Here is a 10,892-nt window from a genome sequence, read left to right as displayed (position 1 = left end):
CCGGGTGGTGGCCGGCCGTGGTGTCTGCCGCTGCCGGACCGGGTGCTGCTGGTGGCCGTGTACTACCGGACGAACCCCACGATGCGGCAGCTCGCGCCGTTGTTCGGCTGCTCGCCCGGCGCCGCAACGAGGTCGAGTGGACCATCAACCGCCTCAAGAACACCGCAGCAGCAGTTCGCCTCTGGCTCAAGCCGTGAAATGCCGGGACCGGTCTTTCAGAATCCCGGGGCGGGGAGGAAGCTCGGCCACCATGGGGGCATGCCGCTGGGGCACGGAGGGGTGGCGGCGCCCTCCCAGAAGATCGAGATGGCGCACCAGACAACACCCAGCAGTGTCACCGCGAGAGCCAAGGCCTGGAAAAGGGGACGGTTCCCCAGGAAGGCGCCCATCGTGACCCAGACCAGCAGCAGGACCGTCCAGAGACCCGGGATGAACAGCCACAGCAGGAAACCACCGTTGGCCGCGTTGTTCACCCCCATGTCGCAGGCGGTCCACGACCTCCCCAGAAGCATGGCAGCGGATATCGCGAGCAGCAGTGCCACTGCCGCCCCGAGCCCCCCGTGCAGCCGCCGACCCCCCACAGGCCCCCCCTTCTCCGTCCGCTGCGGGAAGCACCGGTCCGCATCGCTCATCACTGCCGCATCCACCCAGTCCCTCGGCACTGACCAACGGGGAACGGACGCCCCTGGATCCTAGTGATCACATGATCCGCCGGACAGTGCCTAGACCCGAGAGAGATCATGGGCGGAGCCAGAGCCTGATCGAGGCGAGCGTGGCGGTGCCGTGGAAGATGTGGGCGCTTGCCGAATCTCGTGGCCACGGTCCGGGAGTTCTTCGGCGCGTTGATCGTTCGCTCGACTTCGGTCCTGCGCTCGCAGATCGCCTTGTCGAAGCCGGCGGGGCGGCCGCCCATGCTGTCGCGGGCTTGGCCGTTGGCCGGGAACCGCGCAATGACTGCAAGGCAGGGGAGGAATCCGGCGCCAAGGCCGCCGTCGACAAGTCCACCACGCCGGCCGGTCAATGTGCCGTCTGGCGCGGTGAGCGGAACACCCCGCGGGTGCGGGGGTGGTGCGAGCGGTGTCGAGCCGTCGCCCGGGTCCTGATTGCCGGATCTTGCCACCGGGCTCAGCGGTCCGGCAGCGGATCAGCCGTGTTGTGCGGTCGAGCGCGGGTCGGAGGTATCGATGTGTTCGGCGAACCGGCGGACCTGGTTCTCGACGGGTTCGTTCCCGGTGACGGACACGGTGTAGTGGCGGAACGCCGTCGAGAGGAGCGAATCCTCGACGCGGAACCGCATCGTGACGTGGGCCTCCTCGCCGCGGTCGCCGACCGAGACGCCAAAGCCCCGGGGCGGGGTCAGGCAGTTCCATCGCCGGTGCCAGTCGAGGGCGACCAGTTCCCGGGCCAAGAGGCGTGCGGCGGTGTCGACCGGCTCTTCCCAGCTGTGATCGGCGACGAAACGGTCCAGCTCGGCGTCGTACCGGTCGGCGTCGAAGTGGGAGTCCGGCGGCAGCGGCACCCGGATGTCGTCCGTGTTCTCCCACGTCCACACCACCAGACCACCAGACCGCTCGATGGTCACGAAGACGCCCCCGCAGCAACCGGTGTCGCAGTAGTTGCTCGACAGCTCGACCCGCCGCGGTTCGCCGCCGGCCCTCAGCGGCCACGTTTCGGGCGGGCCGATCAGCATCTCGTGAAAGAGGCTCGAATCGCTGTCGGGGTGGATCGTCTCCACGACGTCCACCCCGTCGACCAACGAGCGGATCCGCGCCGCCGATCGCCATGACCCCGGACCCGCGGGGACATGACGAAGGGAAAGGACGTTGAACGGCTCGGAAGGCTCCATCGTCTCATCATCACACCTTCGGAACCGCACCTTCCGATGCCCGTGCACACCCGCGCACCGCACCTGGTCTGCGCTGGCCGCCGGCCGGGTTGTGAAGGCTCTGATCTGCGGTAACGGATCGATCGGCGTGCTTCCAGCGGGCCCGCTGGGCGTCCTCACGGCATGATCGGCGATCGGAGTGCCCCGCGCATGGTGGTCGGCGTCCATGCCCCGGGGCCTGACGCCGGGCGAGCACCTCGACGAGCAGCATGATCGACCGGACAGGAGCTGAGGGGTGCCCGACGGGTCGCTCGGAGGTGCCGTCACTACCGAGCCGCAAGACCGGCTCGCCTCCGGGCACCCGGGGAAGGTTCAACGCCGGAGTGGTGGACCGGACGCAGACGCGTGACTACCGGTTCGAGGTGGATCGTGTTCCGGAGTTCTTGGAACGGGTCGAGCACGGTGCCGACGCGGACGCGTGGAAGGAGCTGGGACGGCGGCTCGTTCTTGAGCATGACCTGGTCTCCCCGGCCGGTTTCGCCGCGTTGCCTCGCCTGGTGCGCCTTGCGTCTCGTCATGCGCAGGCGCGCGCCCTGGCGGGGGAGATCCTCGAGCGCGCGGCCGGGCACCACGGCTGCGACGATCCCTTGGCGGACCGCGCCGGCGCCGTCGCGCAGTTCCGCGGAGTGCTGAACCGACACCTGCGGTCGCGGCCGACCGACTCCCCGTGCCCTTCCGCGCCCTGCTCTCGGCCGAGGAGGAGTACCACTGGGCGGCGGCCCTGGGCGACTTCAAGGACGACTCCTACGCGTTGGCCTGCCCCCACTGCGCCGCAAAGGTCACGATCGCCATCGGCGACTACGGGCGGTACTCCGCGACCCGGGACTGGGACATGGGTGACGTCGAGCGCCGCGACCTGCGCCCGGCGGCCGCCGAGTGACTCACCGGAACCGGCAAGTGGATGTACGAGATGGCCGTTAGCGAGGAGAAGGAGGCGCTCGCCGACGGACTCTCCCACCTTTTCGGTCATGCGGGATGCCCGGGCCGCGCCAGCGTCTTCAAGGTCGCGGACGAGTACACATCCGCCAACCGTCCGGCCATGCGGTAAGGCGAATCCGACAGCGGCTCGGCCGCCTCCTGCGGGTGAAGCCGCAGCCGGATCGCGGCGACGGTGACCGTGCCGTGAGCGACGTAACCCCTCTTGTCGTGGCGGGTTGCCACGGCTCGAAGGTTTTTGAGCCGTGGTGTGGGCACGGGCGGGCCGCAGGGCCTTCTGCCGCGTTCCGTCCGCTTGCCACCTGCGATGACACTGCCAGCGTCCGCCCTGTTCGCAGTTCCTCGGAGGGTGTGGTTCCGACAGAGCCCACTCGGCATCCGGGAGATGATCCCGCTCCACGGAGGTCGGACGATCGATCCGCACACGAGTCACTCGACCCACCGGACAGGCCTTGGGCCGGGGTTGCCCTTGCGGAGGTCGGTGGACACCAACAAGGACGACCCCGGCCGTCGGCTACCTGCCCGAGTTCGCCGGCGTCCTCTCGGAGTCTCCCTCCCCTGCGGGGACGGCCGACGCGATCGGCGTCCGCGCCGAGCCGGTTCTCGTCCCGTGGGGCTGCGCCGACAGATCGTTCGAGGCGTACCGGGGGCGTACCTGGAGGATCACGTGCGCCGTGCGATGTCGGTGTGGACGAGGATCGGGCCGGAGGCCGAGCAGCGGGCGGTGCGAAGCCTCGGTGACGACCTGCGTTCCGGCCGGTGGGACGAGCGCAACAGCGACCTCGCCGGCCTCGGCACGGCGGATCTCGGCCTTCGCCTGACCGTGGCTTGAACGGATGCCGGTCCGGACCGACCCGGATCGCTCCTCCCCGGGCGCGTCCGGGTCGCGGAAGGGCCGCAGGCCCTGGCGACCTCGACGGGGGTGCGCCCCGTGACGACCGCGTAGAGGGCGGCGCAGCCTCCGGCGCCGACCGCGCAGACCACCGTCCGTACGAAGGGCGAGGCCGTCACGAAGGCGGCGGTCAGCCGGCCGCCGACGATCACCAGGTGCGCCAGCGCGCCGACCCCCGCCGCCAGCACGATCGACCACACCACGTCCCCGGTGTCCAGACGCGGGGGAGCGGTGGGGAAGCGGGCGGTGAGACCGCCCGTCTCGAGACCGGTCCAGCGTCCGAAGCCCGTGAACACCACGGCCCCGACGCCGCTGGACAGCAGGGCGGGCAGCATGACGACGAACAGTCGCGGACCGCCCACGCCCGCCACCTCGATCAGGAGGACGGCGGCGACGAGGGGGTTGCCGAAGATCGCGGCGATGGCCGCCGCCGCTCCGGCCGCGCCCAGCAGCGCGGTGCTCTGCGGGATGGCCGGGGCGCGGACGAGGTGCCGGAAGAGCAGGGCCAGACCGCCACCGAGCGCGATCAGGGGCGCCTCGGGACCGAGGACGGCGCCGAGCGGCAGGCTCGCGACCGCGACGACGACGACCCCCCTCCTTCCGGATCCCGCGACCGGAACCACGCCGGATGCCCCCGTGCCGGATGCCCCCGTCCGGCCGTGGGGGGACCCGGCGGCCGTCAGTCGATCGTCATGTGCAGACGTACGACCAGGCCGGAGGAGGAGGCACGCATCTCCACCAGGTCGCAGAGCTGGTGCATCATCCACACGCCCCGGCCCCCCGCCGCGGAGAAGGGGTCGGGACGGCGCCGGCCGATGAGGGGATCGGTCACACGGCCGTGGTCACTGGTCTCGGCGACCAGGGTCCCCTCCGTGCGCCACAGGCGCAGAGTGCCCTTTCCGCCGCCGTGACGCACCGAGTTGGTGACCGCTTCGCTGACGGCCAGCAGCCAGTCGGTGCGGCGGTGCCGCGACATGTCCGCCGCTTCGGCCCAGCGCCCCGCGGCGCCCCGCGCGTCGGCGAGCTCCTGCTCGCCGAAGTGCAGGACGAGGGCGTCCTCGGGCTCGGGCAGCGGGGTGTCGCAGTCCCGGCAGACCTCGTGCGGGTCCGTGTGCGCGGGACTGGGCCGGTAGCCGTCGGAGCCCATGAGGACCGGATGGGTCCGGTGCGCCTGGGCCAGCACCCGCTCGGGCAGCGCGCTCTCGTAGGGGCACAGGACGGTGGCGTCGCGACCGGCGAAGGCGAGGTTGATCAGCGCCTCGTGGCGGGTGGCCTCCCCGGCCTCCGCGGGGGTGCGCCCCACCCAGATCGGTTCGCCCACGATGAACGGACGCCCGGTGGCGTTGCGGGCGGCGAAGTCCTGGAGCATCGACAGGATCCGCCCGGGATTGCGGCCGGCCTGCCGCATGTCGGTCCAGACGACGTCCGGGTGGTCGGCCCCGAGGGAGTCCCGGAGCAGGCGCAGACGTTCACCGGGCACGGCGGCCAGCACCGGGCGGTCCTGGGCGGCGGCGGCGCGGACGGCTCCACCGACGCCGCTCAGGTACTCCTCCTCCGTGGTGTAGAAGAGGGCGGGGTGGTCGAAGGCCGCGACGGGGTCCGTGCCGGACGGCGGCCGTGTGAACGTCGTCACCGGCCGGTCACCTCCAGACCGAGGCCGAGTTCGGGGAAGAGTTCCAGCAGGCGCGTCAGCGAGGGCGGCGCTCCGAGGAGCCGGACGGGCGTCCCCGCGGGTCGTCGTACCGCCGCGCGGGCGATGTCGGCCAGCGCCGCGACGTCGAGGTGGTCGAGACGCGTGAGGTCCAGGTCCATCCGCGGTGCGGGGGAGTCGGCCACGGCGGCCGCGGCGGAGGCGGTGACACGGCGGGTCTCGTATCCGGCCGTTCCCTCCAGCCGCAGGCCGGGGCGGTCGGCCAGGGGAGCGACCACCAGACCAGGCGTACGAGGAGCGGGGTCGGGCGCGCCCAGATGCGTCAGGTGCGCCCCGAGCAGGACGTCGAGGGCGTCCCGGGGCATCAGGCGCCGATCGTAGAAGCACCACGCCGTCAGGGGCAGGCGGTCGAAGACCTCGTGGTGGATGCGCAGTTCGTATTCGAGCAGCCGCTCGGCGCCGGCCACGTCGCGCGCCCCCCAGGACATCTCCCCGATGGCCCGCAGCCCCGCGTACCCGTGCGTCGCGGCCGACGCGACGGCTTCGTGCCACAGGCCGACCATCGCGTCGGGGTCGAAGCACGGTCCCGCCAGGTAGGTCTCGGCGGCGGTCGTCACCGTCAGCTGGCCGCGCCGCACGGCGGAGACGGCGTCGACGCCGTACTGGGCGAGGGTGTGCAGCACCAGGTCGGGCGCGGTGGTGTCCGCGAAGTACCGCACCTGTTCGTCGCGCCGCAGTCCCGCGCGGACGAAGGAGACCAGGAGCTCGGCCCACTCGGCGTCGCTGGAGAACACCGCACTCGAGTGCTGGTCCCCCGCTGTTCGCGCGTCCGCGGTGGCGGATGCGTCACGCATGGAGCCCCCTCCGCTTCTGCCGGTGCGCCCGAACGGGTGCACCGCCCCGGGTGAGCACCTTACAGGCCGAGGAGACCGCTGCTCCGCTCCGCGAGGGCGAGGACCGGTACGGTGCCGGGTGGGCCGCAGTCCACGGCCGGAGGCCACCGCTCCGTTCCGCGAGGACCGCACGGTGTCCGACTGTCCGCAGTCCACCGCCGGAGGCCACCGCTCCGTTTCCCCGACCGGCCGGGCGCCCTCGGCGGACGGTCGTCGACCGCACGGCCGTCCGTACCCGGTTGTACGCCCGGTCGGACGGAGCGGCCCATGTCCCGACGCGACGAGACCTCGGGCGCCGCCCGGTGTCGTCGGACTCGAACCGGGTCCCCTGCTCGGCGTCGGCCCCGACGCGGCCCGCCCGCTCACCGTCCTGCCCCTGCGCCCCGGGACGACCCTCGCCCTCCACACCGACGGCCTGGTGGAAATCCCCCGCACCGATCCCGAACGGACCGCCGACGACCTCGCCCACCTCCTGGCCGAACACGACGGGCAGCCCCTCGACCACCTGATGGACCTCGTCCTGCGCCGCGCCCGGCCCACCGCCCTCCACACCGATGACATCGCCCTGCTCCTGCTGCGCACCGCCGTACCACCCGCGTGACGGATCCCGTAACGGGGTCCGTGGCGACGGGCGCGCGGACGACGGGGGCAGGGCGCTCCGCCTCGCCGACCGGCTCGTGACCGGCACCGCCACCGGCGCGGCGAAAAGACGATCGCCGCCGTTTGAGCAGGCCCGGGGAGGAAAGCCGCACCAGAGGACGGAGACCCGGGGCCCGGCCCGTCGCCGCCACGCACGGCGAGCGGACACGGGATCCGGGGGGCGGCAGGAGGCCGTACGCCCCCACCCCGACGACGTCGCGTCGAAGGCCGAGGACCGGCGACCGCACGCGAGCGGAACGGTTCGGACTTCCGGCCCCCGTCGCGGGTCCGGGACCGGGACCGAAGGGTGCGAACACCAGGGCGAGAGGTGGTTCCCGTGGCGCAGGCGGCGCTCATCGTGGTCGACATGCTGAACACCTACGAACACGAGGACGCCGACGCGCTGTTGCCCTCCGTCCGCGAGGCGCTGCCGGGGGTGGAAGAGCTCCTGGGGCGTGCCCGGGAAGCGGACGCCCCGGTGATCTACGTCAACGACAACTTCGGCCGGTGGCGCTCCCACCACGGAGAACTCCTCGAAGCGGCACTCGCAGGAAGGCACCCCGACCTGGTCAAGACCATCGCCCCCGACGAGAAGTCGCTCTTCGTCGTCAAGGCCCGGCACTCGGTGTTCTTCGAGACTCCGCTGTCCTACCTCCTGGGGCAGCTGGGAGTCCGGCACGTGGTCCTGTGCGGGCAGGTCACCGAACAGTGCGTCCTCTACTCCGCGCTGGACGCCCACATCCGCCACTTCGACGTCAGTCTCGTCCCCGAGGCCGTCGCCCACATCGACGCCGACCTCGCCGACGCCGCGCTGCGGATGATGGAACACAACATGTCCGTCCGGATCTGTTCCCTGGACGCCTTCAGCTTCGAGGACTCCGAGGAATCGGCCGGTCCGGACGCGTGAACACCCCCGACGCCCGACCGTGGTGGCACCGGGTGAACCCGTGTCCCTGATCCGGCCGGCCCTGTGGGGAAGCGGGCCGCGCCCCGCCCCTCCCCACCGTCAGGCCTCCGCGCCCCCTCCGCCTCCGGGCGGCGGCGCCGCTTCGCCGCGACCGCGGCGAGCACCACCGCCAGGGCGAGGACCGCCGAGCCGCGCAGCCACACCTCCGCCTCGATCCGGGGGGGGCGAGCAGTACGCAGGAGGCGGCGATCGCGGCCCAGGGGGTGCGGCGGCCGGGCAGCATCCGGGTCAGCGCGGTCCGGCCGTACGGCGAACGAGGGACCCCGCTTCAGGGCGTCGGCCGTCCGCCGATCGGTTTCCACGAAGCCGCTGGAGCTCGTGGGCGCCAACATCGAGCGCCCCAAGGTCGTCTACAACGCCTCGACCGGCCAGTTCGTGATGTGGATGCACAAGGAGGGCAGCGCCACCGACTACTCCGAGGCCCGCGCCGCGGTGGCCGTGTCGGACACCGTCGACGGCGACTACTCCTGGCGCGGCAGCTTCCGTCCGCTGGGCCACATGTCGCGTGACATCACGACGTTCGTCGACACCGACGGCACCGGTTACATGATCTCCGCGGCCAACGAGAACGCCGACCTGCACGTCTACCGCCTCACTTCCGACTACACCGGCATCGACGCCCAGGTGAAGAAGCTGTGGGCCGGGCAGTGGCGGGAGGCCCCCGCGATGTTCAAGCGCGACGGCGTCTACTTCCTACTCACCTCCGGCGCCACCGGCTGGGCGCCCAACCAGCAGAAGTACGCCACCGCCACCAGCGTCACCGGCGCCTGGAGCGGCCTGAAGGACATCGGGAACTCCACCGCCTACCGCAGCCAGACGGCCTACGTCCTGCCGGTCCAGGGCACCTCCGGCACCTCGTACCTCTACATGGGCGACCGCTGGGGCAACTCCATGGGCGGCACGGTCCAGGACTCCCAGTACGTCTGGCTCCCGCTGAAGTTCCCCACCAGGACCACCATGACCATGGACTACTCGCCCAAGGTCACGATCGACACCGCGGCCGGAAAGGTGACCGGCATGAACGTGATCTGGGAGACGCTGTCGGTCCGCAGCAGCGGCAAGTGCGCCGACGTCTCCGGCTTCGACTCCGCCGATGGCGCCCGGATCATCCAGTGGGGCTGCGGCGGGGACATCAACCAGCAGTACTGGTTCAAGAACGTGGGCACCAGCGGCTACGTCCGGATCATGGCCCGCAACAGCGGCAAGTGCCTCGAAGCGAGCGGAACGCCCACAGAGAAAGGCGCCCCGGTCGTCCAGAAGACCTGCGGCTCCGCGAAGTCCCAGCACTGGAAGGTCGAGCCGACGGACGACGCCGGCTACAGCCGGCTGGTCGCCCGGCACGGCGGCAAGTGCCTGGACGTCGCCGACCACTCGTACGCGGACGGCGCCGCGCTCGACCAGTGGACCTGCAACGGCGGCCAGAACCAGCAGTGGGAGCGGGCCATCGCCTGACGGCGGCGCTTCCTCCGGTCGCCCCTCCGCCCCCGCGGCGGAGGGGCGACCGCCCGCTCCCGCGCCGGGCCGGTTCAGCCGGCGACGCCGCCCAGTTCCGCGTCGGGGGGCAGGACGCGCACCAGCTTGCGGTTGACGAACTCCTGCATGCCGAGCCGGGAGAGCTCACGTCCGTAACCGGAGCGCTTGATGCCGCCGAAGGGCAGGCCGGCCTGCGTGGAGGTCGGATGGTTGACCCACACCATGCCGGTCTCCACCCGCTCGGCGACCCGGCGGCCGCGTTCCACGTCCGCGCAGAAGACGGAACCGCCGAGACCGTACTGGCTGTCGTTGGCGAGGGCGACCGCCTCGTCCTCGTCGGCCACCCGGTAGACCACGGCGGCGGGACCGAAGAGCTCCTCCGCGTAGGCGCGCATCCCGGGCTTGACGCCGGTGAGGATCGTCGGCTCGACGAAGGCGCCCGGACGGTCGATCCGGTGGCCGCCGGTGACGAGCTCGGCCCCCTGGTCCACCGTCTCGCGGATCTGCTCGGCCAGGCCGGCGGCCGCCTGCTCCGACGAGAGGGGGCCCAGCGTGGTCGCCTCGTCCGCCGGGTCGCCGGGGACCAGCGCCTCGAACGCGCGGCGCATCCCCGCGACGAAGTCGTCGTAGACCTCGTCGAGGACGATGAACCGCTTCGACGCCACGCAGCTCTGCCCGGTGTTCGCCATCCGGCCGGCCACCGCGGCACCGACCGTGCGTTCCAGCCCTTCGCCGTCCAGCACGACGAAGACGTCACTGCCGCCCAGTTCCAGCAGGCTCGGCTTCATGTTGCGCCCGGCCCGTTCGGCGACCTGCGCGCCCGCGCGCTCGCTGCCGGTCAGCGACACTCCCCGGACGACCGGGCTGTCGATGATGCGCGAGACCTCGTCGTGGCTCACGAACAGGTTGGTGTAGACGCCCTCGGGCGCCCCCGCGTCGCGGAACAGCTTCTCCAGGGCCAGCGCCGACTGCGGGCAGATCCCCGCGTGCTTGACGAGCGCGGTGTTGCCGAGGACCAGGTTCGGGGCGGCGAAGCGCACCACCTGGTAGTACGGGAAGTTCCACGGCATCACGCCGAGGAGGACGCCCAACGGCTCGTTGACGAGGTACGCCTCCCCCTCCTCGACGTCCAGCGGCTCGTTCGCCGCGAAGTCGGGTCCGTGTTCGGCGTAGTACGACAGGATCGAGGCCGCGAGGTCCACCTCGCCGCGCGCCTCCCCGATCAGCTTGCCCATCTCCTCGGTGAGGAGCCGGGCCAGCGGCTCCTTGCGTTCCCTCATCAGCCCGGCCGCACGCCCGACCACCGCGGCGCGCTCGCCGATCGGCCGCCTGCGCCACGCCTCGAAGGCGTGACCTGCGGTTTCGAGGGCCGAGTCGACCTCCTCGCCCTCGATCACCGGAAACTCCGCGAGGGTTTCCCCGGTGTACGGGCTGACGGTGGCGAACGGGCTCTTGCGCTGCTCCGGCATGGAAGCTCCAGTACGGGACGGATCGGGGTACGGGGAACGCGGCGGCCCATGTGGAACGTCGCGTTCCCTCACCTTCGGCCTGCTACC

At 71.9% G+C, this 10,892-nt stretch carries 9 protein-coding genes and 5 pseudogenes; 6 read left to right on the top strand and 8 right to left on the bottom strand.

Annotation, left to right across the window (positions count from 1 at the left end; genetic code table 11):
• Positions 1–180, top strand: a pseudogene (locus ADL08_RS35995) (helix-turn-helix domain-containing protein); the annotation flags it as partial.
• Between the two features lie 35 nt (positions 181–215).
• Here ADL08_RS35995 and ADL08_RS28135 read toward each other — a convergent pair.
• The 3 genes and pseudogenes from ADL08_RS28135 to ADL08_RS28130 form a co-directional block, all read right to left on the bottom strand.
• Positions 216–542, bottom strand: a complete 327-nt coding sequence (locus ADL08_RS28135) for a hypothetical protein (RefSeq protein ID WP_053647872.1) — start codon at positions 540–542, stop codon at positions 216–218.
• Positions 543–738: 196 nt separating this feature from the next.
• Positions 739–937, bottom strand: a pseudogene (locus tag ADL08_RS38490) (IS5/IS1182 family transposase); the annotation flags it as partial.
• Between the two features lie 207 nt (positions 938–1,144).
• The gene (locus tag ADL08_RS28130) at positions 1,145–2,053 is read right to left on the bottom strand and encodes a hypothetical protein (protein WP_234352288.1); all 909 of its coding nucleotides are present in this window, start codon (positions 2,051–2,053) and stop codon (positions 1,145–1,147) included.
• Positions 2,054–2,552: 499 nt separating this feature from the next.
• On the opposite strand from ADL08_RS28130, the gene ADL08_RS28120 reads away from it, so the two are divergent.
• A complete protein-coding gene (locus tag ADL08_RS28120) occupies positions 2,553–2,765 on the top strand; it encodes a hypothetical protein (protein ID WP_053647855.1) in 213 nt (70 codons plus the stop codon).
• A 206-nt stretch (positions 2,766–2,971) separates the two neighbouring features.
• Here the strand turns inward: ADL08_RS28120 and ADL08_RS38485 are convergent.
• Positions 2,972–3,064 (bottom strand): annotated as a pseudogene (locus ADL08_RS38485) (IS5/IS1182 family transposase); the annotation flags it as partial.
• 272 nt (positions 3,065–3,336) lie between these two features.
• On the opposite strand from ADL08_RS38485, the pseudogene ADL08_RS38480 reads away from it, so the two are divergent.
• Positions 3,337–3,653, top strand: a pseudogene (locus ADL08_RS38480) (MerR family transcriptional regulator); the annotation flags it as partial.
• Between the two features lie 113 nt (positions 3,654–3,766).
• Here ADL08_RS38480 and ADL08_RS28115 read toward each other — a convergent pair.
• The 3 genes and pseudogenes from ADL08_RS28115 to ADL08_RS28105 form a co-directional block, all read right to left on the bottom strand.
• Positions 3,767–4,336, bottom strand: a pseudogene (locus ADL08_RS28115) (chloride channel protein); the annotation flags it as partial.
• A 56-nt stretch (positions 4,337–4,392) separates the two neighbouring features.
• On the bottom strand, positions 4,393–5,346 hold the full coding sequence (locus ADL08_RS28110) for an anti-sigma factor RsbA family regulatory protein (RefSeq protein ID WP_053647851.1): 954 nt from the start codon (positions 5,344–5,346) through the stop codon (positions 4,393–4,395).
• Positions 5,343–6,218 (bottom strand): MEDS domain-containing protein, encoded by an 876-nt coding sequence (locus ADL08_RS28105; protein ID WP_053647849.1) that lies wholly within the window; start codon positions 6,216–6,218, stop codon positions 5,343–5,345. Before ADL08_RS28105 ends, ADL08_RS28110 begins: the two co-directional genes overlap by 4 nt.
• 172 nt (positions 6,219–6,390) lie before the next feature.
• Here ADL08_RS28105 and ADL08_RS28100 point away from each other — a divergent pair, with 172 nt between their 5' ends.
• The 3 genes from ADL08_RS28100 (at position 6,391) to ADL08_RS28090 (ending at position 9,315) form a co-directional block, all read left to right on the top strand.
• On the top strand, positions 6,391–6,858 hold the full coding sequence (locus ADL08_RS28100) for a SpoIIE family protein phosphatase (protein WP_234352287.1): 468 nt from the start codon (positions 6,391–6,393) through the stop codon (positions 6,856–6,858).
• 375 nt (positions 6,859–7,233) lie between these two features.
• Positions 7,234–7,803 (top strand): isochorismatase family cysteine hydrolase, encoded by a 570-nt coding sequence (locus tag ADL08_RS28095; protein ID WP_053647845.1) that lies wholly within the window; start codon positions 7,234–7,236, stop codon positions 7,801–7,803.
• Between the two features lie 63 nt (positions 7,804–7,866).
• A complete protein-coding gene (locus tag ADL08_RS28090) occupies positions 7,867–9,315 on the top strand; it encodes an RICIN domain-containing protein (RefSeq protein WP_053647843.1) in 1,449 nt (482 codons plus the stop codon).
• A gap of 74 nt (positions 9,316–9,389) precedes the next feature.
• Here ADL08_RS28090 and ADL08_RS28085 read toward each other — a convergent pair whose 3' ends face one another.
• The gene (locus ADL08_RS28085; protein WP_053647841.1) at positions 9,390–10,805 is read right to left on the bottom strand and encodes an NAD-dependent succinate-semialdehyde dehydrogenase; all 1,416 of its coding nucleotides are present in this window, start codon (positions 10,803–10,805) and stop codon (positions 9,390–9,392) included.
• Positions 10,806–10,892 lie beyond the last annotated feature (87 nt).

This window comes from Streptomyces sp. NRRL F-6492 (genome assembly GCF_001280125.1).
Taxonomy (GTDB): Bacteria; Actinomycetota; Actinomycetes; order Streptomycetales; family Streptomycetaceae; genus Streptomyces.
This window is presented reverse-complemented; position numbering and strand designations above follow the sequence as displayed.

Excerpts from the sequence above, each read along its gene's own strand:
- ADL08_RS28130 (WP_234352288.1), bottom strand. The coding sequence starts at position 2,053 with ATGGACGCCGACCACCATGCGCGGGGCACTCCGATCGCCGATCATGCC.
- ADL08_RS28105 (WP_053647849.1), bottom strand. The coding sequence starts at position 6,218 with ATGCGTGACGCATCCGCCACCGCGGACGCGCGAACAGCGGGGGACCAG.
- ADL08_RS28085 (WP_053647841.1), bottom strand. The coding sequence starts at position 10,805 with ATGCCGGAGCAGCGCAAGAGCCCGTTCGCCACCGTCAGCCCGTACACC.